This is a genomic window from Micromonospora sp. NPDC048868 (genome assembly GCF_043198195.1).
GTDB classification, from domain to species: domain Bacteria; phylum Actinomycetota; class Actinomycetes; order Mycobacteriales; family Micromonosporaceae; genus Micromonospora; species Micromonospora reichwaldensis.
In genome coordinates this window covers 96,371-118,574 of record NZ_JBICUN010000017.1, presented here as the reverse complement: position 1 = coordinate 118,574, position 22,204 = coordinate 96,371, and the positions used below count along the sequence as shown (strand labels likewise).

General features: G+C 74.7%; 23 protein-coding genes. 9 read left to right on the top strand and 14 right to left on the bottom strand.

Translation table 11 applies throughout. The features are described 5' to 3' along the window. Positions 1–2: 2 nt before the first annotated feature. Positions 3–1,034: a poly(3-hydroxybutyrate) depolymerase gene (locus tag ACGFNF_RS23850; protein ID WP_393170733.1), complete on the bottom strand. Its 1,032-nt coding sequence runs from the start codon at positions 1,032–1,034 to the stop codon at positions 3–5. A 206-nt stretch (positions 1,035–1,240) separates the two neighbouring features. After that, positions 1,241–1,552, bottom strand: a complete 312-nt coding sequence (locus ACGFNF_RS23845; protein WP_393170731.1) for a hypothetical protein — start codon at positions 1,550–1,552, stop codon at positions 1,241–1,243. A gap of 144 nt (positions 1,553–1,696) precedes the next feature. Between ACGFNF_RS23845 and ACGFNF_RS23840 the strand changes: the two genes are divergently transcribed. Together ACGFNF_RS23840 and ACGFNF_RS23835 are read left to right on the top strand one after the other, a co-directional pair. Beyond that, positions 1,697–2,005, top strand: a complete 309-nt coding sequence (locus tag ACGFNF_RS23840; protein ID WP_393170729.1) for an ArsR/SmtB family transcription factor — start codon at positions 1,697–1,699, stop codon at positions 2,003–2,005. Continuing rightward, complete coding sequence (locus ACGFNF_RS23835; RefSeq protein ID WP_393170727.1) at positions 2,002–2,487, top strand: SRPBCC family protein; 486 nt, start codon at positions 2,002–2,004, stop codon at positions 2,485–2,487. The genes ACGFNF_RS23840 and ACGFNF_RS23835 overlap by 4 nt, the downstream gene beginning before the upstream one ends. A 141-nt stretch (positions 2,488–2,628) precedes the next feature. On the opposite strand, the gene ygiD is transcribed toward ACGFNF_RS23835, so the two are convergent. The 3 genes from ygiD to ACGFNF_RS23820 form a co-directional block, all read right to left on the bottom strand. Beyond that, positions 2,629–3,498: a 4,5-DOPA dioxygenase extradiol gene (ygiD, locus tag ACGFNF_RS23830; RefSeq protein WP_393170725.1), complete on the bottom strand. Its 870-nt coding sequence runs from the start codon at positions 3,496–3,498 to the stop codon at positions 2,629–2,631. A 109-nt stretch (positions 3,499–3,607) separates the two neighbouring features. Then, positions 3,608–3,826: a hypothetical protein gene (locus ACGFNF_RS23825; RefSeq protein ID WP_089000245.1), complete on the bottom strand. Its 219-nt coding sequence runs from the start codon at positions 3,824–3,826 to the stop codon at positions 3,608–3,610. 78 nt (positions 3,827–3,904) lie between these two features. Beyond that, positions 3,905–4,507, bottom strand: coding sequence for an MBL fold metallo-hydrolase (locus ACGFNF_RS23820; RefSeq protein ID WP_393170723.1), 603 nt, complete (start codon positions 4,505–4,507; stop codon positions 3,905–3,907). Between the two features lie 163 nt (positions 4,508–4,670). On the opposite strand from ACGFNF_RS23820, the gene ACGFNF_RS23815 reads away from it, so the two are divergent. Then, positions 4,671–6,272, top strand: coding sequence for an LLM class flavin-dependent oxidoreductase (locus ACGFNF_RS23815; RefSeq protein ID WP_393170721.1), 1,602 nt, complete (start codon positions 4,671–4,673; stop codon positions 6,270–6,272). A gap of 115 nt (positions 6,273–6,387) precedes the next feature. Then, positions 6,388–6,819, top strand: coding sequence for an archease (locus ACGFNF_RS23810; RefSeq protein WP_393170719.1), 432 nt, complete (start codon positions 6,388–6,390; stop codon positions 6,817–6,819). 35 nt (positions 6,820–6,854) lie between these two features. On the opposite strand, the gene ACGFNF_RS23805 is transcribed toward ACGFNF_RS23810, so the two are convergent. From ACGFNF_RS23805 to ACGFNF_RS23775, 7 genes are all read right to left on the bottom strand, one after another. After that, positions 6,855–8,273, bottom strand: coding sequence for an RtcB family protein (locus ACGFNF_RS23805; protein ID WP_393170717.1), 1,419 nt, complete (start codon positions 8,271–8,273; stop codon positions 6,855–6,857). A gap of 28 nt (positions 8,274–8,301) precedes the next feature. Then, positions 8,302–8,916 carry a GNAT family N-acetyltransferase gene (locus tag ACGFNF_RS23800; RefSeq protein WP_393170788.1) on the bottom strand — a complete coding sequence of 205 codons (615 nt, stop codon included), beginning with the start codon at positions 8,914–8,916 and terminating at the stop codon, positions 8,302–8,304. A gap of 88 nt (positions 8,917–9,004) precedes the next feature. Continuing rightward, positions 9,005–9,874: a carbohydrate ABC transporter permease gene (locus ACGFNF_RS23795; RefSeq protein ID WP_393170786.1), complete on the bottom strand. Its 870-nt coding sequence runs from the start codon at positions 9,872–9,874 to the stop codon at positions 9,005–9,007. A gap of 38 nt (positions 9,875–9,912) precedes the next feature. Continuing rightward, positions 9,913–10,953 (bottom strand): ABC transporter ATP-binding protein, encoded by a 1,041-nt coding sequence (locus ACGFNF_RS23790; RefSeq protein ID WP_393170715.1) that lies wholly within the window; start codon positions 10,951–10,953, stop codon positions 9,913–9,915. After that, positions 10,950–12,284, bottom strand: coding sequence for an ABC transporter substrate-binding protein (locus ACGFNF_RS23785; protein ID WP_393170713.1), 1,335 nt, complete (start codon positions 12,282–12,284; stop codon positions 10,950–10,952). Before ACGFNF_RS23785 ends, ACGFNF_RS23790 begins: the two co-directional genes overlap by 4 nt. Positions 12,285–12,286: 2 nt before the next feature. Then, entirely contained in the window at positions 12,287–13,141 is an 855-nt protein-coding gene (locus ACGFNF_RS23780; RefSeq protein ID WP_357580806.1) for a carbohydrate ABC transporter permease, read from the bottom strand. A gap of 26 nt (positions 13,142–13,167) precedes the next feature. Further along, on the bottom strand, positions 13,168–15,960 hold the full coding sequence (locus ACGFNF_RS23775) for an exo-alpha-sialidase (RefSeq protein WP_393170711.1): 2,793 nt from the start codon (positions 15,958–15,960) through the stop codon (positions 13,168–13,170). A 170-nt stretch (positions 15,961–16,130) separates the two neighbouring features. Here ACGFNF_RS23775 and ACGFNF_RS23770 point away from each other — a divergent pair, with 170 nt between their 5' ends. From ACGFNF_RS23770 to ACGFNF_RS23755, 4 genes are all read left to right on the top strand, one after another. After that, on the top strand, positions 16,131–16,943 hold the full coding sequence (locus tag ACGFNF_RS23770) for an SDR family oxidoreductase (RefSeq protein ID WP_393170709.1): 813 nt from the start codon (positions 16,131–16,133) through the stop codon (positions 16,941–16,943). A gap of 199 nt (positions 16,944–17,142) precedes the next feature. Next, positions 17,143–18,042, top strand: a complete 900-nt coding sequence (locus tag ACGFNF_RS23765) for a pentapeptide repeat-containing protein (RefSeq protein WP_393170707.1) — start codon at positions 17,143–17,145, stop codon at positions 18,040–18,042. Positions 18,043–18,369: 327 nt separating this feature from the next. Beyond that, the gene (locus ACGFNF_RS23760; protein ID WP_151457037.1) at positions 18,370–18,606 is read left to right on the top strand and encodes a preprotein translocase YidC; all 237 of its coding nucleotides are present in this window, start codon (positions 18,370–18,372) and stop codon (positions 18,604–18,606) included. Between the two features lie 97 nt (positions 18,607–18,703). After that, positions 18,704–18,934, top strand: coding sequence for a hypothetical protein (locus ACGFNF_RS23755; protein ID WP_393170705.1), 231 nt, complete (start codon positions 18,704–18,706; stop codon positions 18,932–18,934). Between the two features lie 25 nt (positions 18,935–18,959). Here ACGFNF_RS23755 and rnhA read toward each other — a convergent pair whose 3' ends face one another. Further along, positions 18,960–19,439: a ribonuclease HI gene (gene rnhA / locus ACGFNF_RS23750; protein ID WP_132239639.1), complete on the bottom strand. Its 480-nt coding sequence runs from the start codon at positions 19,437–19,439 to the stop codon at positions 18,960–18,962. Between the two features lie 265 nt (positions 19,440–19,704). On the opposite strand from rnhA, the gene ACGFNF_RS23745 reads away from it, so the two are divergent. Then, the gene (locus ACGFNF_RS23745; RefSeq protein WP_393170703.1) at positions 19,705–20,808 is read left to right on the top strand and encodes a serine hydrolase domain-containing protein; all 1,104 of its coding nucleotides are present in this window, start codon (positions 19,705–19,707) and stop codon (positions 20,806–20,808) included. Positions 20,809–20,841: 33 nt separating this feature from the next. On the opposite strand, the gene ACGFNF_RS23740 is transcribed toward ACGFNF_RS23745, so the two are convergent. Continuing rightward, positions 20,842–22,092: a lycopene cyclase family protein gene (locus ACGFNF_RS23740; RefSeq protein WP_393170701.1), complete on the bottom strand. Its 1,251-nt coding sequence runs from the start codon at positions 22,090–22,092 to the stop codon at positions 20,842–20,844. Positions 22,093–22,204 lie beyond the last annotated feature (112 nt).

Here is a 22,204-nt window from a genome sequence, read left to right as displayed (position 1 = left end):
GCTCAGCCGTCCAGCCGGCGCACCATGTTCATGATCGTCTCCAGTTGGGCGCCGCCCTTGATCGGGTAGTTGGTCGCGCCCAGGTAGCCCCACCAGTCCCAGCAGCCGTTCGGGTTCGCGGCGGCGGTGCCGGCCTGCGGATAGAGCACGATCAGGTTGTTGGTGTCGGCGTACTGGTTGAGGTTCGCCCGGTCCACGAAGGCGGTGCCGACCGCGCCGTGGCCCTGCAGGCAGCCGTGCAGGGCGACGAGCAGCCGGCACGACTGCCCGGCGGCGCAGGACGCCGGCACGTAGGCGAAACCGTCGGCGCCCATGCTCAGCCCGGGAGCCCAGCCGTTGACGGCGTACGTGTGCTGGCTGAACCGGATCAGGCTGCCGCCCAGCGGGCCGGTGTTCGGCGCCCGCACGCTGCCGAGGAGCTTGCCCAGCAGGGCGCTCTGCGGGTCGGTGCCGCAGTCGTCGAGGAACGGCGAGGCGGTGACGGTGCACCCCAGGGTCCCGTACGGGGTGACCCAGGCGTGGCCGGCCGGGGAGCCGCTGTCGTACTGCACGCTGGCACCGAAGTGCTGGTAGTACCGGACCAGGTCGTCGGTGACGGACTTCTCGACGACGGTGTCGTTGGTGCCATGGAAGACGTACACGGGATCGCCGGACAGGTTGCCCACCGGGTCGACCCAGCCGTAGGAGGCCCACGTCCGGGTGTACGCCTGGAGGGCCGACACGTTCGTGGGGTATGCGTTGTCGCCGCAGCCGCCGAGCGCCTGGGCGACGTTGTTCTGCGCGCAGTAGTACGGCCCCGCGGCGAAGACCGCCGCGCCCCGGATCCGCGACGAGTAGGCGACGTGCAGCTGGGTGGCCATGTAGCCACCGGAGGAGACGCCGGCGACGTACACGCCGGAGACGTTGTGGGGGCGCAGGGTCCCGGCGACCGGGGCCTTGGTGGCCGGGGTAGCGGCCTGGGCGGGGGCCGCGGTCGTGAGGACGAGCAGCAGGGCGGTGACGAGGGCGGCGGCGGCCTTCAGCGGTGTGGTCATGGCGCTCTCCTGTCCGGGAGCGGCGGCGGTGGTGCCGGCGTGCGCAGACGCTAGCGTGACGCAGTGCACAGTGGACATGAGTGCCGCCGACACCTCGGGTGACGCCGGCATGTCCGAGACCGACACAGGGGCCGCACCGCCCGGCGCTCAGGTGGTGCCACCGCCCGGCTGCGGCACACTGCGCGCGGGGTCGCCAGCGGCGACCCTCACTCGGCGCGCCACACGGCGTCGCGGGGCGGGCCGGGCTCGGCCCAGCACAGCCCACCCTTCGCCTCCACCCCCGGCAGCCCCTCGACCATGCGGCTGATGTCCACGAGCGACGCCAGCGACACCACGACGTCGTTGCGCAGGTCCGCCACCGCCGTCTCGAGGTCGTCCTCCTCCGCCGCCCAGTCGATGTCCGCGGCCCGCAGGTCGGCCACCGCGTGGTCGGTGAGCACCTGCGGATCGGTCACGGCCACCGTGAGCCGGCAGTAGACGTTGAGGGTGAGCGGTTCCGGGGCGCCGACGTCGGTCATGCCCTCAGCATGACCGACCCGGACGGATCGGGACCAGACGCTTTCACTTAGGGGTTCACCTAAGTGTTCGGCGCGGGCATAGTTAGGTGCATGCCTAGGCAATCGGGCGGCGGAGCCGGAAGCGACGACGGGACCCTGGACGGCGTGTTCCACGCGCTGTCGGACCCGACCCGCCGCCGGGTCGTCGAGCTGCTCGGCCGGGGGCCCGCGACAACCAGCGAGCTCGCTCGTCCGTTTGACATGGCACTGCCGTCGTTCACCCAGCACCTGGGCGTCCTCGAGCGCTCCGGCCTGGTGACGTCGGAGAAGAAGGGGCGCGTGCGGACCTACCGGCTCGCCCCCCAGCCGCTCGAGCACATCGACACCTGGCTCGCCGGTCAGCGCGCGACATGGTCCCGGCGCCTCGACCAGCTCGACTCGTTTCTCCATGACCTGAAGGAGCAGCAGACATGACCGCCTACCCGAGCGTGAACCCGAATCTCGACCTCGTCCTGGAGCGCACCGTCGACGTCGCCCCCGAGCTGGTCTGGAAGGCCTGGACCACGCCCGAGCTGATCGTGCAGTGGTTCGCCCCGCGGCCCTGGTCGACCTCGTCCTGCGAGATCGACCTCCAGCCCGGCGGCAGGTTCAACACGGTGATGCGCTCGCCCGAGGGCGAGGAGTACCCGAGCACCGGCTGCATCCTGGTCGTCGAGGAGGGCTCGACGCTGATCTTCACCTCGGGGCTGGGCCCCGGCTTCCGCCCCCAGGTGGCCAGCGACGATTTCCCGTTCACCGCGATCATCAAGCTCGAGCCCACCGGCAACGGCACGAAGTACACGGCCACGGCGATCCACGCCGACGCCGCGGCGAAGAAGTCGCACGAGGAGATGGGCTTCGCCGAGGGCTGGAGCGCCGCGCTGGACCAGCTGGTCGAGGTCGTCAAGGGCCTCTGACGGACGCGGCGACGGGATGCGGGCCCCGCCGTGCGGACCGGCCGCCGAGCCGGCGGCACGACCGGCTGGTCCCGCATCCCGTCGCCCCGCCGGGGCCGGCCGCACGAGCCGCCAGGCGGTGACCCACCGCGACGGCGGCCGTCAGATGTTGGCGGAGTCGGCCGGCACGTCGGCCGGCAGGGCGGGAGCGCCGGCCAGCGGGGCCTCCGTGCGGCAGGACGACCCCACGGTGTAGGCGGTCATCGACAGCGACCCGTACGCGTACCCGTCCACCAGCACCTCCGCGCCGCTGCCGGCGGCGCCGGCCAGGCCGGCGAGGTAGAGCAGCGGGATGAAGTGGTCCGGCGTCGGTACGGCCCGGCCGAAGTCGCGGTGGGCGTCCAGCGCGGCCGCCTCGGTCGGCTCGCCGAGCATGACGTCCTTCGCCGCCTCGTCGAACCGCTGCGCCCAGTCGAAGCCCTCGTCGACCATGCGCGGGTCCACCCCCCGCAGGTTGTGCACCACATTGCCGCTGGTCACGACGAGCACCCCGCGCTCGCGCAACGGGGCGAGCCGCGCGCCCAGGTCCAGGTGGTAGTCCAGGCTCTTGAACGCGTTGATGCTCAACTGGACGACCGGGACGTCCGCGTCGGGAAACGCGTGGGTGAGCACCGACCAGGTGCCGTGGTCGATCCCCCACGAGTCGACGTCCGCCCCGACCCAGGTGGGGTGGACCACGTCGGCGATCTCCTCCGCCAGCTCCGGCAGGCCGGGCGCCGGGTAGCTGACGTCGAACAGCTCCGGCGGGAAGCCGTAGAAGTCGTGGATCGTCCTCGGCCGGGGCATCGCGGTGACGGCGGTGGCGCCGATGTACCAGTGGGCCGACACGACCAGGATCGCCCGGGGCCGCGGCACCGCCCGCCCGAAGGCGCGCCACGCCTGCGTGTAGCGGTTCAGCTCCAGCGCGTTCATCGGGCTGCCGTGGCCGATGAACGCGGCCGGCATCACCGCCGGGACGGTATCGCTGCTCATGCCTCTCCCCCCGGGCTCACGGTGAGGCGAGCGTAACCGCTGTCGCGGGGAGCGGCCCGGTCAACGCCGGCCGCGACCGGTTGGCACCGGTCGCGGCCGGCGTTGACCGTCAGTCGGACACCTCGCGCCAGGCGGGGTGATTGCCACGCCATGCACCGGCGAGGATGACCGCGGACGTCCGGCCAGGGCATTCCTGCACCCGGGAGCGGCCGGACTCGCCGCCGATTCGTACCTGCACGTCCCAACGCTGCCCATCGGTGCGGATGTACACGTCCCGACGCCCGCGTTGCGACGTGTCACCGTTCCACCAGTGTTCTTCGACCCTCACCCAGCGACCGTATAGCAGTTGGTCCGCAGACGTCACGGCCGGTGGCGGTGGAGATCGCCGCCGGGCCGGGGTCGCCGGTCAGGCGGACTCCCCCGGCGCCAGGTGACGGTAGCCGGGCACCGTCTCGGCGAACCAGCCGTTCACGCTGGTCAGGCCGCGCTCGTTGAGCTGGGCGTCGTGGATCGGGAACACCCGCTCGGCCCCGACGGCACCGGCGAACTCGATCGCCTCGGTGAGCTTCAGCCAGGAGGCCTGCGCCGGGACCAGCAGCGTCTCGACCGGCCGGTCCGGCCGGTGCAGCGAGTCGCCCGGGTGGTAGACCGCGTCGTCGACGAGGTAGCCCAGGTTGGCGCAGTCGGGCTGGCCACCGTGGATGGTGGCGTGCCGACCGCCGAGCGCGGTCACGGTGAGGCCGGCGGCGGTGAACCGCTCGCCGGCGCCGACCCTGGTCACGGACAGCGGCGCCAGGTCGGGCAGGACGGCGCCCTGCGGGGCGAAGACCGGCACGCCGAGACCCGCCAACCTGAGCACGTCGACGTGGTCGGTGTGCTCGTGGGTGACCAGCACGGCGTCCGCGCCGGCCAGGGCCCGCGGCTCGCTCCAGGTGCCGGGGTCGATGACCAGCACGCCGCCGTCGTGCTCCAGCCGGACACAGGAGTGGGTGAACTTCGTGATCCGCATCCGGCGACCGTACGCCGGTGGTAGCGCCCCGTGTGCCCGGCGACGGGCGGCACGGGCCGTGCCGGAGGGTGGCGCCGGCCCGCCTTCCCGGCCGGTTTCGCCGGACGGCCCGGAGACCGTCCCGGGCCGCGTGAGAGGCTGCGGGGCGGAAGGGAGTACCGAGATGGGCGACTACGGCCACCCGCTGGCCTTCGGGGCGTTCCTGACGCCCGGCAACGCCGAGCCCGGGCGGGTGGTGGACCTCGCCGTGCTGGCCGAGCAGGTCGGGTTCGACCTGGTCACCTTCCAGGACCACCCGTACCAGCCCGCGTTCCTCGACACGTGGACGCTGATGAGCTTCGTGGCGGCCCGGACCGGCACGGTGCGGCTGGCCGCCAACGTGACAAACCTGCCGCTGCGCCCGCCGGCTGTCCTGGCCCGCAGCGTGGCGAGTCTCGACCTGCTCAGCGGTGGCCGGGTGGAGCTCGGCCTGGGCGCCGGCGCGTTCTGGGATGCCATCGAGGCGATGGGCGGGCAGCGGCTCTCCCCCGGGCAGGGCGTCCGGGCCCTGACCGAGGCCATCGACGTCATCCGCCAGGTCTGGGACGTCGAGGCGCGCGGCGGCGTCCGGGTCGACGGCGAGTTCCACCGGGTAATGGGCGCGAAGCGGGGCCCCGCGCCCGCCCACGACGTGGGCATCTGGCTCGGCGCGTACAAGCCGCGGATGCTGGCGCTGACCGGGAGCCGGGCCGACGGGTGGCTGCCGTCGCTGGGCTACCTGCAACCCGGCGACCTGGGCAGGGGCAACACGATCATCGACGACGCCGCACGGGAGACCGGCCGCGATCCGGCCGACGTGCGCCGCCTGCTCAACGTCACCGGCCGCTTCGCCACCGTCGGCCGGGGACCGCTGGACGGCCCTGCCGAGCAGTGGGCCGAGGAACTGGCCGACCTCGCGCTCAGCGACGGGATCAGCACCTTCATCCTGGGCAGCGACGACCCGGAGGACCTGCGACGCTTCGCCGCCGAGGTCGCCCCCGCCGTACGCGAACTCGTGGCCGGCGAGCGCGCGGCCGGCGCCGCTGCCGCCGTGACCCCGGCGGCGCCCGAAGCCGACGGGGCGCGGGCGACACCCGGGGGCGCCGGGGCGCAGCCGTCGCCCGCTCCCCGCCCGCCCGCCGGCGCGGGATCCTTCGCCGTCGTCCCGACGCCCGACGACGGCGTGCGCCGCAGCGCGATCCGGGTCTGGGACGAGGCCACCCGCCCCACCGGCCCCGCGCCCGACCCGGCGCGCACCTACACGCCGCACGACCAGGCCGGCGCGCAGCACCTCATCGACGTGCACGACGGGCTGCGCGCCGAGCTGACCCGGCTGTACGACCTCGTGGAGCAGGTGGGGGCCGGGCTGGTCGACGCGGGCACGGCCCGCTCCCACATCAACACCATGACCATCCGGCAGAACAAGTGGACCCTGGGCACGTACTGCGAGTCGTACTGCCGGGTCGTCACCACCCACCACACGCTGGAGGACCGGGGGATCTTCCCGCACCTGCGCCGGGGCGACGCCCGCCTCGCCCCGGTGCTGGACCGGCTGGAGCAGGAGCACCACGCCATCCACGACGTGCTGGAACGCGTCGACCGGGCGCTTGTCGCGTTCGTCTCCGTCGCCGACGGGATGGCCGAGCTGCGCGCGGCGGTCGACCTGCTCAGCGACACCCTGCTGTCCCACCTCGCCTACGAGGAACGCGAACTCGTCGAGCCCATCGCCCGGCTCGGCCTGAACTGAACCCCCCGCCGTCGCGCGACGTGGCGGAGGACCGGAACTGAACTCCGCCGTCGCGCGGCGTGCCGGCGGACCGGAACCGAGCCCGCCGTCGCGCGGCGTGCCCGAGGATCGGGGCATGCCGCGACCATCCGGGCGGGGGCACCGCCGCCTGCCGCACACCGCCGACGTCCGCATCGAGGCGTGGGCGCCGAGCCGGGAGGAGTGCGTCGCCGAGGCGGTCGCCGCGCTGGTCGGGACGTTCGTCGACCCCGCCGGGGCGCCCCCGGGCCCGCAGCGGGAGTTCCGCGCGCCAGCCGGCGACGACGACGCGGACCTGCTGGTGGGCGTACTCGACGAGGTGATCTTCCGGATGGAGACGGCGGGTGAGCTGCCGCTGCGCACCGACGTGGCCGACGACGGCGCCGGCGGCCTGGTGGTGCGCTGGCGCACGGCGGACACCGACGCCGTCGAGCTGGTCGGCGCGGTACCGAAGGCCGTCTCCCTGCACGGGCTGCGCTTCGGCCCCGACGGCGAGGGCTGGTGCTGCGCGGTGACGCTGGACGTGTGAGCCCTCGCGCCCGGCCCCCACCCCGCGCCGCCCGCTCAGCCCTTGACCACGCCGACCGGGACCAGCCGGGCCACCTTGCGGCACAGTCCGGCGCCCTCGGCGGCGGCCACCACCGCCGAGACGTCCTTGTACGCCGCCGGCATCTCCTCGGCCAGGCCGCGCCGGGACGCCCCGCGCACCGCGATGTCCCGCGCCTCCAACTGGGCACGCGGGTCCAGCCCGCGCTCCGACCGCACGGCCTGCTTGCGGCTCTGCACCCGGCCGGCCCCGTGGCAGGTGGACGCGAAGGCCGGCGCCCCCGGCACGCCGGTGAGCACGTACGAGCCGGTGCCCATGGAGCCGGGGATCAGCACCGGCTGGCCCACGTCCCGCAGGTCGTCGGGCAGGTCGTCGTGGCCGGGCGGCAGCGCGCGGGTGGCCCCCTTGCGGTGCACGCACAGCGCGCGGCGCTCGCCGTCGACGCCGTGCGTCTCGATCTTCGCGAGGTTGTGCGAGATGTCGTAGACCAGGTCGAGCCGGCTGCCGGTGACCCGGGCGAAGACCTTCCGGGCGGCGTCGGCCAGCAGTTGCCGGTTCGCCCGGGCGTAGTTGGCGGCGGCGGCCATCGCGCCCAGGTAGGCGCGGCCCTCGGCGGAGGAGACCGGGGCGCAGGCGAGCTGGCGGTCCGGCACCTCGATGCCGTGGCGGGCCATCACCTGCTCCATCTTCCGCACGTAGTCGGTGCAGATCTGGTGACCCAGCCCCCGGGAGCCGCAGTGGATCATCACGCAGACCTGGCCGGGACGCAGCCCGAAGGCGGTGGCGGTGGTGTCGTCGTACACCTCCTCGACGGCCTGGACCTCCAGGAAGTGGTTGCCGGAGCCGAGGCTGCCGACCTGGCGCGCGCCGCGCTCGATCGCCCGCTCGCTGACCCGCGCCGGATCGGCGTCGCCGACGGCCCCGGCGTCCTCGCAGCGGTGCAGGTCCCGCTCGACGCCGAAGCCGCGCTCCACCGCGTAGCGGGAGCCGCCGCGCAGCACCGCGTCGAGTTCCGCGCGATCCGACAGGTGCCACACCGCGCCCCTGCCCATCCCGCGCGGGGTGGCCTCGCCCAGCCCGTCCATCAGCGCGTCGAGGCGGGGCCGCAGCCCGTCGCGGTCGAGGTCGGCGGCGAGCAGCCGGACGCCGCAGGAGATGTCGAAGCCCACCCCGCCGGGCGAGACCACGCCGCCGTTCGCGACGTCGGTGGCGGCCACCCCGCCGATCGGGAACCCGTAGCCCCAGTGCACGTCGGGCATGGCGTACGAGGCGTCGACGATGCCGGGCAGCGTGGCGACGTTCGCGACCTGCTCCAGCGACCTGTCCTCGCCGGCGTCGGGCAGCAGGGACCTGGACGCGAACACCACCCCCGGCACCCGCATCGGGTCGTGCCGGTCGATCCGGAAGCGGTACGGCGACTCCTCGACCAGCTCCATTCCCGGCGGCTACCCGGGCGGACCGCCCTTACACCCGCTCGCCGGCGGCCGGCCGCCGCATCGCCCAGACGTCGGGCCCGCCGTCGGGCACCCGGGCCTGGCCGGTGACCGCGAAGCCGAGCCGCCGGTAGAAGCGCACGTTCGGCTCGGACGAGGTCTCCAACACGGCGGGCAGGCCGGCCCGGTCGGCCTCGGCCAGGCCCGGCCGCAGCACCCGGGCGCCCAGCCCCCGGCCCTGGCCGGTCCGGCGCACGCCGACGGTGGCGAGCAGGAACGCCGGCTCGGCCGACCGCAGGGAGGCGCAGGCCGCGTCGGCGGCGTGCAGCGCCGGCTGCCGGTCGCCGGCCAGCTCGGCGTTACGCGCCGCGACACCGGCCCAGACCTCGTCCGGCACCGTCCGGTCCGGGGGCAGCCAGACCGCCACCGCCGCCAGCCGGCCGTCGGCGTCCACCGCCGCCCAGACGTCGCCGTAGGGCAGCCCGACGGCGGCGACGGTGCCGGCGAACATCGCCGCAAGTCGCTCCCGGTGCCGGTCGGCGGCCACCGTCCAGGCCATCCAGGGGTACCCGTCGAAGGCGTCGGCGAGCACGTCGGCCGCCTCGGCTGTCGACTCCGGGCCGATGCGGCGTACGTCGAACTCCATGCCGTCCTCCTCGCGCGCCGTCGCCAGGCCGGCGCAGTGCGCGATCATGCCACGGCGCCCGGGGCCGGCGCCCGGGATTATCGGGTGCTCAGAGCCGGTAGAACGCGCGGTAGCGGCGGATCAGCCGCCACTGCACCAGCACCGCCGCCACGGTCAGCAGGATCATCACCAGGGTCGCGGCGGCGGCGTAGCCGTAGCGCAGGTACTCGAAGCCGGTGCGGTAGACGAACAGCGACAGGTAGGTGGTGGCGTACGGGGGTGGGCCGCCGTCGGTCACCACGAAGGCCGGCACGAAGGAGAAGTGCAGGCTCTGGATGGCGTCGCGCACCGCCAGCAGCCCCAGCACGGGCGCCATCAGCGGCAGCGTGACCCGGCGGAACACGTCCCAGCCGGTGGCGTCCTCGATCGCCGCCATCTCGTAGACGTCGCGGGGCAGCGCGCGGCGGGCGGCCAGCAGCACCACGAAGGTCTCGCCGATGGTGAACAGGCTCATCAGCACGATCGCGGCGCGGGCGTCGGTCGGGTCGGTGAGCCACTGCGGCGGGGTGCGTCCCAGCGCGGTCAAGCCGTTCTCCCCGCCCGTGCGCAGCAGTTGGTTGATCGGGCCGTAGAGGGGGTTGAGCAGCCAGAGCCAGAGCAGCCCGTAGGCGATCTCCGGCACCGCGGTCGGCAGCACCGCCGCCGTGCGGGCGCCGCCGACGCCGACCGCGCGGCGGTGCAGCAGCAGCGCCAGGCCGAGAGCGAGGAGCACCCGCAGCGGTACGGCCACCAGCGCGAAGACCAGCGAGTTGGTCAGCGACACCCGGAACACCGGGTCGTCCAGCAGCGCCGCGAAGTTGTCCAGCCCCACCCAGCGGGGCGGGCGCAGCAGGTCGTACTCGGTGAAGGCCAGCGCCAGGGTGACGGCGGCGGGCAGCAGCACGAGCCCGACCAGCCCCACCAGGTACGGCGTGAGCATCAGCGCCAACTGCCGGCGCGAGCGGCGGTCGGTCGTCGTCACGGGGCGTACCGGCGGCCCGAGGCGGCGTGGAAGACGTGCACGTCGGCCCAGCGCACGCCGACGCGTACCGGCGCGCCCCTGCCGGGCCGGCGGGCGGCGGGCACCCGGGCGACGACGGGGTGCCCGCCGGCGAGCCTCAGGTACGCGTACGCGTCCTCGCCGACCACCTCGACCCGGTCGACGGTGGCCGGCGCGCCGTCGGTCGCGCCCAGGACGACCGCCTCGGGCCGGAAGCCGATCTCCATCCCGTCGTGGTCCGCCCCCGGGGCGGGGGCGCCGTCGGGGCGCAGCGGACCGTCGGCCGGGAGCAGGTTCATCGCCGGGGAACCGACGAAGCGGGCGACGAAGGTGGTGGCCGGGGTGCGCCAGATCTCGTCGGGCGTGCCGACCTGCTCGATGCGCCCCTCGCGCAGCACGGCGATCCGGTCGGCGAGCACCAGCGCCTCGGTCTGGTCGTGGGTGACGTGCACCATCGTCGCGCCCAGCCGGTCGTGCAGGGCCCGCAGCTCGGCGCGCATCTGCACCCGCAGCGCCTGGTCGAGGTTGGACAGCGGCTCGTCGAGCAGGAACACGTCCGGATCGCGCACCAGCGCCCGGGCCAGCGCCACCCGCTGCCGTTCGCCGCCGGAGAGCTGCCCGGGCCGCCGGTCCAGCAGCCCGGCGCAGCCGACCGTCTCGGCCGCCGCGCGGGCCCGCTCCCGGGCCGCCGCGCGGGGCGTGTCGCGTACCTCCAGGCCGAAGGCGATGTTCTCCGCGACACTCAGGTGCGGGAAGAGCGCGTACGACTGGAAGACCATCGACACGTTGCGCCGGCCCGGACGCTCGGCGGTGACGTCCCGGCCGGCGATGCGGACCCGCCCGGCGGTGACCGGCTCCAGGCCGGCGACGACCCGCAGCACCGTCGACTTGCCCGCCCCCGACGGGCCGAGCACCACCAGCAGCTCGCCCCGGGCGGCGGCCAGGTCCACCTCGTGCAGCACCGTCGCGCCCCGGTACGCGGCCGAGACGCCGGCCAGGGCGAGGCCCGGATCGCTCACCCGTGCTCCCCGCGGGCGAAGATCGGCCGGGTCTGCCGGTCGAGGTCGCGGATCACGTCGTCGAGCCGGTCGCCCCGGTGCATGGCGTTCTCCAGGATGCCGTAGGTGACGTCCTCGATCTCCGGCCAGGTGGAGACGGTCGGCAGCGCCCGGACGGTGGGAATGGCGTCGAGGAAGACCTTGGCGCTGCGCGGCGGCTGGGCCGGGCCGAGGAACGCCGGGGACCGCGACACCCCGATGTGCGACGGGACGGTACGCCCGGTGGCCGCGATGATCCGCTGCCCCTCCTCGGCGATGGCGAACTCCAGGAACCGCCACGCGGCGTCCTTGTGCTTCGCGCCCCGGGTCATGCAGTACGCGTCGGAGTGCAGCACCCCGACCTGCTCCTTGTAGACGGGCAGCGGCGCGACGTCCCACTCGAAGCCGGTGATCGAGCGGAACGTGGTGGTGGAGCGGCGGGAACTCATCAGCATGGCGAGCCGGCCGTTGGCGAAACGCGACTCGTCGTCCTCGGCCTCCACCTCCTCGTCGGTGGGCACCACCCCGTACGCCAGCCGCAGGTCCACGAGGTTCTTCAGCGCCTCCCGGGCGGCCGGCGTGTCCAGGGTCAGCCGGGTCGGCTTCGCCGGGTCGTCGACGATCTCGCCGCCGCCCGACCAGACGAACGGGGCGAGACGGATGATCGACGGCTCGACGCCGAGGCCGTGCACGGCCGGGCGCAGCGCCGCCCCCTCGCTCTCGGTGGCCTTGACCACCACGCCCCGGGAGTCGCGGGTCATCGCGGTCGCGGTGGCGACCAGGTCGTTCCAGGTCCAGCCGGCCCTCGGCTCGGGCACGCCGTGCCTGGCGAACAGGGTGCGGTTGTAGTAGACCGCCAGGCTGGAGACGTTCTGCGGCAGGCAGAGCTGCCGGCCCTGCCACCGGAAGGCGTCCCAGGCCACCGGGTAGTAGTCGGCCGGGTCGACGGCCTCGGAGGCGGCCAACCGGTCGTCCAGCGGCTCGATGACGTCCTTGGCGGCGAACTGGCCGTAGAAGCGGTAGTTCATCAGGAACGCATCCGGCGGGGCACCGCCGGCCACCGAGGTGGCGAGCCGGGCCAGCAGGTCCTTGCGGTCGCTGGCCTCGACGAGCTGCACGTCGGCGCCGGGGCGGGCCTTCTCGTACGCCTCGACGAGGGTGCGGTATGCGGCGAGTTCCTCGGGGGCGCCGAAGACCAGCAGCCGCACCGGCCCGTCGGCGGACGACCCGGCGCCGGAGCCGCACCCGGTGGCGGCCAGCACGGCGGTGAGCAGCAGCGCGAGCAGGGCCTTCGGTCGCGTCGTCGGTCGCATCGTCAGTCTCGTCCCGTCGGGTCGTCGTGGTGGAGGAAGCGCCGCTGGGCGAGCACGAAGACGGCCAGCGCCGGCACCGTGGCCAGCACCGCGCCCGCCAGGAACACCGGGAAGTTCGTCGGGTCCAGCACCGACAGGGAGCGCAGCGCCAGCGGCAGGGTGAACAGGTCGCGGTCGTAGACGTAGACCAGCGGGTCGAGGAAGTTCGACCAGGTGAGCACGAAGGTCAGCGCGGTGAGGCCGGCGGTGACCGGGCGCACCAGCGGCAGGGCGACCCGCCACCAGGTGCGCAGCGGCGACAGGTCCGCCACCAGGCAGGCGTCGTAGAGATCGGTCGGCAGCGCCCGGAACGCCAGGAAATAGACCAGGACGTAGAGCGGCGAGGTGCCCAGCAACGCCGGGGCGACCAGCGGCACCAGGGTGTCGGTCAGGCCGAGCATCCGGAAGATCGCGAAGCGGGGCACGAGCAGCGCCGTGGCCGGCACCATCAGCGCCACCAGGGAGGCCGCCACGACGACGCCGGTCACGCGCGGGGCGATCCGGGCCAGCGCGAAGCCCGCCAGGGAGGCGACGAGCACGCTCAGCGGCACGGCGACGACCGCTACCAGTACCGAGTTGAGCGAGGCGCGCAGCAACCCGCCCAGCTCGACGGCCTGCCGGTAGCCGGTGGTGGAGACCGGCTCCGGCACGAGCTGCGGGGTGGGCGGCGGCGGCAGGCCCGGCTCGGTCAGCGAGCCGGAGACCAGCAGCAGCAACGGTGGGACGAAGACGAGCAGGACGAAGGCCGCGCCGAGGGTCCGCCAGGCGCGGCCGGCCGCCCCGGGCAGCGGTGCGGGGCCGCGCGCGCGGCCCCGCACCCTGTCGTCGCCGATGGTCGCCTGCCTCAGAGCGTGAGCTGCCAGGCGCCGAGGCCGTGCGAGGCGGCGTAGAGCACCCGCTTGCCCGGCACGATGGTCAGCCCGGCCACCTCCACGTTCGGCATGCCCCGGGCCGCCTTCACCCAGGTCGTGGCGCCCTTGGCCAGCCGCAGCACGCCGAAGTCGGTGGCCGCGTAGAGGGTGCCCGTGACGTCGTCGCGGACCAGGTCGGTGATCGGCTGGTCGCCGAAGTCGTACGACCGGTCGGTCCAGGTCGCGCCGGCGCCCGCCAGCCGCACCTCGAACGCGTGCCCGAGGGTGGCCGGGGTGTTCGAGTTGAAGCCGCTGTAGGAGACCCACGCCCGCGCCGGGTCGGCCGGGTCGACGTGGACGCTGGTGACGAAGCGGTGCGGCGTGGCGGCGGTGTCGATGCGCGTCCAGGTGACCGCCGACGCCGGCTCGGCGTCCACGTTGCGGGACACGAAGACCCGGCCGGTGCTGGTGGCCGCGTACGCCGTGGACGAGTCGGAGGCGACCCGCTCGACGACCGAGACGGCCCCGCCGGCCCGGTCGCCCCACGCGGCGTCGGTCAGGTTGACCGTGCCCAGCGGCGCGAAGTCGCCGCACTGCGCCTCGAAGGTGCCGGTCCAGGTGTTGCAGATCCGGTCGGCCTCGGCCAGGCTCCGGTCGCCCAGCCCGAACGTCTTCGTCCGGTAGACGGTGCGCGAGGTGCCGGCGAAGATCGTCCCGCTGACCTTCGGGTCGCTGACCACGGGTGCGTAGAACAGGGTGCCCGGGTGCCCGAAGACCGGGTCGGAGATCGAGATCCAGCTGCCCACGTCGCCGTTGGCGAAGTTCACCTCGGGCGAGGCGTCGTAGAAGGTGTGGAAGCGGAACTCCGGCCTGCCGACGTCGAAGCCGGACGCGCCGCCGTCACCGATCATCGTGTTGACCCAGCGCCGGCGCTCGCCCTTGTTCTCCCAGGTGCCGTTGTCCTGGGTGCCGCCCTGCAGCAGCCGGTGGTCGTGCGGGCTGGCCGAGAGGCTGATGAACTGCAACGTGTTCATGCCCTTGTTGATGCCGTCCAGCTTCGACGGGATCTTCGACAGCATCTGCCGGCAGCGGTCCTTCTGCGCCTGCGTGGTCAGGTTGCGGTCCGGGTTGTCGCACCAGGCCGACCGGTCCACGAACTGGCCGCTGGAGCGCATCACGCCGCCGTCGTTGGCCTCGAAGAACTGGTACGGGTTGCGCGGGTTGGTGACCAGGGCGTGCTGGTCGGGGTGCAGGCCGTTGGGGTGCAGCTCGTCGGTGCCGTCGAAGGTCATGTCGGTGCCGCTGACGCCGGCGTCGGTGGAGAGCACCACGGCCCGCTTGTGGGCGACGGTCTCGCCGTAGACGTACGAGCCGCCGGTGTAGACGATGTCCGGGTGCCCGGCCGGGGTGTGCACGAACACGTCGTACCAGCACTGGCCGGTGCACTGGTTGTAGGTGGCGTAGCCCGGGTCGGCCGGGTTGGCGCTGCTCAGGTCGGCGAACGCGGGGGCGCCGCCGGCCACGTCGTCACTGCGGAACAGCCGCGAGTACGGGTTGCCGAGGTTGCCCTCGTAGACGTACATGCGGGTCTTGCCGTTCGGCAGGGCGGTCACGTCGATCGCGGCCCGGGTCTGGAAGACCGCCGGGTTGAGCGAGGGCTTGACCTGCGTCCAGGTGGCGCCGGCGTCCGTCGAGCGCCAGACCCCCCGGGCGTACGAGGAGGCGTAGACGGTGTCCGCGTCGCGCGGGTCGAGCTTGACGTAGCGCACGCCGCGCGGCGAGCAGGTGGCGGTGTTGCCGTACTCGGCGGCGCTGCCCGTGCACTGGCTGGCGTCGGCCGAGCCGTTGTGGATGAACTTCCAGTTCGCGCCGCCGTCGGTGGACTTGTAGAGGCCCCACTTCTCGGCGTCGGGCACGGGCCGGGTGACGCCGGTGCAGCAGGAGCCGGACATGCCGCGCAGAGCGGTGGTGGTGGCGACGTAGAGCGTCTTCGGGTCGCCGGGCTTGACGGTGATCTCGCCGATGCCCTTGCCGGCGAGGGCGTCCTTGCCCAGCGGGCCCTTCCAGGTGACGCCGCCGTTCGTGGACTTGTAGAGCCCGACGCCGGCGACGCAGCCGGAGGCGCAGGTGTTGGCCTCGCCGGTGCCGACGTAGATGGTCAGCCCCGTCTTGTCGTTGCGGTCGATCTTGACCGAACCGGCCGCGTTGATGCCCAGCGGCCCACCCAGGTAGAACCACCTGGGCTCGGCGGCGAGGACGTTGAGGGTGCCCCAGACGCCACCGCCGGCCGGCGTGACGTACGCCCGGCAGAGCAGGGCGTTGCAGTCCGGGGCGATGTCGATGGAGGTGACCCGGCCGCCCGCGACGTACGCGTTCGGCACGTAGTTGCCGGCGTTGCGGAACTCGGTGAACGGGTAGAGCGCCTCGCTGGGGCCGATGTTCGTCCAGCCCCGGGTGCCGCCGGCGCGCCGCTCGGCGGCGGCGTACGCCGACTTGGAGCGGTCGACCTGGGCGATGCTGATCGTGTCGGTGGGGTACGCGCGCTCCAGGAACTCCTGCTGCGCGGCGTTGCCGGGCCCGTCCGGCGACATGCCGTCGCTGCCCGGCACGGCCTGGCGCAGCCGTTCCATGTGGGCGCCGAGCGCCCCCGGCATCTCCCCGTCGCCGGCCGCGGCGACGGGGGCCGGCACCTCGGCGCCGGCGAAGTGGATTCCGATGAGACCGGTCGACGCCACCAGGGCACCGACCGCCAGTCCTGCGAGCAGATGACGACGTCTGCGCTTCACGAGGTCCCTCCGGCAGATGACGGCGCCACTCAGCGCGACCCTCCGGAATGCCGACCGCCGCTGGCAGCGTCCACGGTGGAGAATGACAGAGCGCATCGACGCAGACAATCCTCTGCATGGACGGGGATCGACGCATGGTTGCATTCGCATGGAACGGGTAGTGCGCCGGCATGCCATCGCGTTACGAGAACTATCCGCGGATCGCCATCGTCACCGGCGCGGACTCCGGCATCGGCCGGGCCTGCGCCGTCGCCCTCGCGGAGGCCGGCTTCGACGTCGGCGTCACCTGGCACCGCGACGCCGGGGGCGCCGAGCGGACCGCCGCCGAGGTACGCGCCGCCGGCCGGCGCTGCGAGGTCGCCGAGCTGGACCTGACCCGGCTGCCGGGCGCCGAGGCGGTCGTCGACGAGCTGGCCGACCGGCTCGGCGGTCTCGGCGTGCTCGTCAACAACGCCGGCACCGGGGCGTCCACGCCCTTCGTCGACACCGGCTGGGAGCAGTGGCGCGAGGTGCTCTCCGTCGACCTCGACGGGCCGTTCCTGTGCGGGCAGCGGGCCGCGCGGCGGATGCGGGCCGCGGGGCTGGGCGGACGGATCGTCAACATCACCAGTGTGCACGAGCACGCGCCCCGGGTCGGCTCGGCCGCGTACTGCGCCGCCAAGGGCGGGCTCGGTCTGCTGACGAAGGTGATGGCGCAGGAGCTGGCGGCGGACGGGATCACCGTCAACGCGGTCGCCCCGGGCGAGATCGCCACCCCGATGACCGGCCAGGAGGACGTCGACCCGTTCACCGAGGAACGTCCCGGGGTGCCGGTCGGGCGGCCCGGCGACGCGCGGGAGGTGGCCGCCGTGGTCGCGCTGCTCGCCTCGCCCGCCGCCGCGTACGTCACCGGCGCGTCCTGGCCGGTGGACGGCGGCATGCTGATGATGGGCCCGCAGGCCAACGCGCTGGAGTCGCACGACTGGCGCTCGGTACGGGGGTGAGGCGCCGCCGCGCCGGGGCGCTCCGGCGCGGCCCCGCCCGCCGGGCGCGCACAGCTCGGCACCCCGGCGCGACCCCGCCCGCCGGGTCCACAGCCGGGCACCCCGGGGCCCGGTGACCGTCGCGGCGGCGGAACAATGGGAGCCTCCGCCCGCGAGGCCGCCGGCGGGACCCCCCCCGATCGGCAGGAGAACGGTCAGCGTGTCGGAAACTCCCGGGGCGACGTCGCCGGCGGACGGGCTGCGCGCCGACTGCGCCCGGTGCTTCGGGCTCTGCTGCGTCGCGCCGGCCTTCTCCGCGTCGGCCGACTTCGCCATCGACAAGCCCGCCGGGCGGCCCTGCCCCAACCTGCGGGCCGACTCGCGCTGCGGCATCCACGCCGACCTGCGCGACCGGGGCTTCCCCGGCTGCACCGTCTTCGACTGCTTCGGCGCCGGGCAGCGGGTGGCCCAGGTCACCTTCGGCGGGCGGGACTGGCGCGACGCCCCGGAGACCGCAGCGCGCATGTTCGACACGTTCGCGGTGATGCGGCCCCTGCACGAGCTGCTCTGGTACCTGACCGAGGCGCTCGCGACGCGCCCGCCGCAGCCGCTGCGCGACGAGTTGTCCGTCGCGCTCGACGAGACCGGGCGGCTGACCCGGGAGCCCGCCGACACGCTGCTGGCCCTCGACGTGGACGCGTACCGGGGGCGGGTCAACCCGCTGCTGTCCCGCGCCGGCGACGCGGCCCGGGCCCGGGGCGGCCGGCCCGGCGTGGACCGGCGGGGCGCCCACCTGTTCGGCGTCGACCTGCGCCGTACCGACCTGCGCCGGGCGAACCTGCGCGGGGCGCTGCTGATCGGCGCCGACCTGCGCGGCGTCGACCTCGGCCTGGCCGACCTCACCGGCGCCGACCTGCGCGGGGCCGACCTGCGCGGCGCGGACCTCTCCGCCGCCCTGTTCCTGCACCAGTCCCAGCTCGACGCGGCCCGGGGCGACCGGCACACGGCCTTGCCGCCCGCCCGGACGCGCCCCGGGCACTGGTCACCGCTGTCGCTCACCCCGCTGCCCCGCGCACCCCGCTCCCCCGCCCGCGCCACCCGCCCACCACGCCCCCGCTGACCCCACCCCGGCACTCCCCTCCCTACCCCACCCCCGTGCCCTTCTCCCCACCCTCGCTCTTCCCCGCGCTCCCACCCCACTCCGCCCCTCCGGCTCCCTGGCCCCGGCACCTCCCGCCCGCGCTCCCACCCCCTCGCTCTTCGCGATCATGCAGTTGTGGTGCTGCGCATACCGGTGGCAAACCGGCCACAACGGGCACCACAACTGCATGATCGCCCCGCCGGGGCGGGACGGGACGGGCGGGTTTTGGGTGGAGGGCTGCGGGTAGCCGGGAGCGGACAACGGCATCGGCGGAACGCGGCGGTGCGACGGCACGGGGAGGCAGCGGTGGGGTATCGGGCGCGCGACGGGGAGCTGCCGGTCGATCCGGCGCACGCCGAGGACGAGGCCGGCCAGGCCCGGCTGGTACAGGTCGAGGCGGACACCGACGTCCCGGCGCCGGACGACACGACGACGAAGCCCGACATCGTCACCGAGGACGACGGGTCGGGCATGGCGGGCGGCGCGTCGGGCAGTTCCAGCGGCGGCTCCGGCATGCCGGGCCACCCGGACGCGGCCCGCTGAGCACCGCCGCCGGTCACGTTTGCGGGCAGGCCACCCGGAGGCGGCCCGCTGAGCGCGGGGCACGTTTGCGGGCAGGCCACGGGGGCAGGAGAGCGGCATGACCGATCAGAACCGTACCGACCGGGCCGCCACCGACGAGCCGGACGGCGCCACCGCCATGCAGGCGTCGCTGCGTCCGCCGGGCGAGTCCCTGCACAGCACCGACGACACCGGCGACGACTTCGCCGACCTGCCCGCCGAGGACCGGCGGTCGGCCCGGGAGGTCAGCCGCGCCGGCTACGACGTGGACGCCGTCTCCCGCACCACCGACCCGAGCCGCACCGAGTGACCTGAGCGCCCGCCCGCCGGTCCGATCAGCGGCCGGCGGGCACCGCCGACGCGCGGGCCTCGGTCATGCCCCGGTTGGCCAGCGCGTCGGCGCGCTCGTTCTCCGGGTGGCCGTTGTGCCCCTTCACCCACAGCCAGGTGACCTCGTGCCGGGCGCACGCGGCCTCCAACCGCTGCCACAGGTCGGCGTTCTTGACCGGCTGCTTCGCGGCGGTCCGCCAGCCGTTGCGCTTCCACGAGGCCAGCCAGCTGGTGATGCCGTTGCGCACGTACGTGCTGTCGGTGTGCAGCTCGACGGTGACCGACCGGGTCAGGCTCTCCAGGGCCTGGATGGCCGCCATCAGCTCCATCCGGTTGTTGGTGGTCGGGGTCGCCTCGCCGCCGCACAGTTCCCGCTCGTGCGCGCCGTAGCGCAGCACCACGCCCCACCCGCCGGGGCCGGGGTTGCCGCTGCACGCCCCGTCGGTCCAGATCTGCACGACCCTGCCGGCCGTCTCGTCCACCATGCCGGCAACCTACCGAATCCGCACCGCCTCCCCCGCCGTCGGGCCGCGGCGCGGCGGGGACGACCCACCGCGCGAACCCGCCCGACGGTCGGCACGTCGCCGCGACGAAGTCTCCGTTCGGTCTGCCGGCCCTGCCGGCGCCGGCCCGGCGTCCGGTTGGCGGGGTGACGAACCGACGTGTTGCCTTCCCGCTGACCCCCACCCGCCGGGCCGACGGCGGAAAAGGCCGTGACCCGGTTCCCGGCCGCTGGCAGGATGGCCTCCCGTGACGGGGAGCTGGGACGGCCTGCGGGCCGAGGTACGCGGCAGGATCGACGAGCTGGTGGCCTCCGGCCGCGAGGCCGGCGTGCAGGTGGCCGCCTACCTGCACGGGACGCGGGTGGTGGACGAGGTGGCGGGCGTGGCCGACCGCGCCACGGGCCGGCTGCTCACCTCCGGCACGCCGATCTGGAGCGTGTCGACCGGCAAGGGCCTCACCGCGACCGTGGTGCACGTGCTCGCCGAGCGGGGCCTGCTCGACTACGACCTGCGGATCGCCGAGGTGTGGCCAGAGTTCGCCCGCCACGGCAAGGACGGGGTCACCCTGCGACACGTGCTGACCCACACGGCGGGCGTGCCCGCGCTGCCGCCCGACGTCACCGTCGCCGACGTCACCGACTGGGACCGGATGTGCGGGATCGTCGCCGACAGCGTGCCGCTCTCGGCGCCGGGCGACGTGCTCGCGTACCACGCCTGGACCTTCGGCTGGCTGGTCGGCGAGGTGGTCCGCCGGGTCACCGGCCGGCGGATCTCGCGGGTGCTCGCCGAGGACGTCGCGGGGCCGCTCGGCGTGCCCGGCGAGCTGTTCTTCGGGGTGCCCGAGGCCGAACTGGACCGGCTGGCCCCCGTCGCCGACCGCAACCTCTCCGCCCTGCTGGACTGGGCCGCCGCCAACCTGCCAAACTTCGACCGGGTCGCCCCGCCCGGTCTCCGGCCGGACGCCAGCGTCGGCACCCGGGACGAGTTCCTCCGCGCCGACGTTCCGGCCACCGGGACGATGTCGGCCCGGGCCGTCGCCCGGATGTTCGCCGCGCTGATCGGCGAGGTCGACGGCGTACGCCTGATCTCGCCCGAGCGGCTGCGCGAGGTCAGCGCCGTCGCGGTGCGCGGCACGGAGTGGGTCTTCGGCCAGGAGGGGAGCTTCGGCCTGGGCTACGCGGTCGAGCCGGACGGCGCGTTCGGCTCCGCGGGCAGCGGCGGCAGCCTCGCCTACGCCTATCCGGACCTCGGCCTGGCCGTGGCGGCGACGAAGACGCTGCTCGGCGCCGGCGACGGCGACCCGATGGAGGAGCTGCGTGTCCTGATCCGCGACGCCGTCCGCGCCGGCTGAGGCGGCTCAGCCGTCGGCGTCGGCTGAGACGGCTCAGCCGTCGGCGTCGGCCCGGTCGCCGACCACCGGTCGCGGGACCGTCCAGGTCGCCGCCCGCCGGGTCGGGTCGACGCGGTCGCGGAGCCGGGCCACGGCGTCGCCGGCGGTGGCGGCAACCATCGGCCGCAGCCGGGTGGTGCCCATCAGCGCCACCTCCTCCGCCGGGGTGGTCGCGCCGTCGAGGAACCGCAGCACCCGCTCGGCGGGATTGCGGTCGAAGAGCCGACCGAAGAAGTCGGGACCGCCGACGCCGCCGGCGTCCAGCGCCCGGAGCGCGACCGCGTCCATCCAGCGGTGCCGACGGGGGTACGCGGGAGCGGGCACCGGCGGGCGGCCGGCCGCGAGGGCCCGGGCGACCTGCTCGGCCTGGCGGTGCATGGCGGAGAACGTGAAGCCGGTGGAGGGTCGGGTGGCCCCGCCGGCCGTGCCGAGTCGGACCACCCGGGGCGAGGGCCGGGCCTCGAACGGGCCGTCGGTCATCGGGATCACCCCGTTCTCCACCTCGCGGACGGTCAACCGGGTCGGGTCGAGGCCGAGCAGGTCCCGGTAGCCGGCCAGCGCCGCGTCGTAGCCGGCGTCGGTGAGCAGGTCGGGGCCGAACTCCGTGTACTCCACCAGGGCGTACCGGTCGCTGACCGGCAGGACGTACCCGAACGACACGCCCCGGGCGGGCTGCGGGGTGCGGAAGTCCATCAGGACGGCCCGGGCCGGGTCGAAGACCGGCACGGCGGACTCCAGCCACCAGCCCCGGAAGTGCTGGAGCCAGTTGGTGCGCCCGGGTCGCCGGGGCGGCCGGGGCCGGGAGTCCAGCACCCAGGACGCGCGGACGGCCGGCCCGGCGCCGCCGGCGCGTACCGTGACGTGCCCGCCGTCGTCGTGCAGGGCGTCGACGGGCGCGACGATCCGTCGCACGCCGAGCCGCCGCTCGGCCTCGGCAGCCCGGGCGTAGACCGGGCCGGAGCGCAGCATGGCGTACCGCAGGGGGGCCAGATCGAGGACGCGGCGGCCGTCGGGCGTCGCCACCTCGACCTGGTCCCAGCTCGCGGCCAGCATCGGGTCCATGTCGCTGCCGGGACGGTCCCAGAACGCCCAGGTCCGGTCCTGGCCGCGCCGGTGGACCGGGTCGACGACGGCGATCCGCAGGTCGCGCACGCCGTGCCGGTCCAGGGCGGCGAGGACCAGCGACGCGGCGCCGCCGCCGCCGAGCAGCGCCAGGTCGACGTCCAGCGGCGCGGAGGTGTTCACGCCGACCACGCTGCCACACCACCGGGGGCGCTCGGGCACCGACCGGCCCGGGTCGGGGACGTCGGCCGGTCGCCGGACGGCGGTAGGGTGCCAGCGGTCGCCCCCGGGCGAC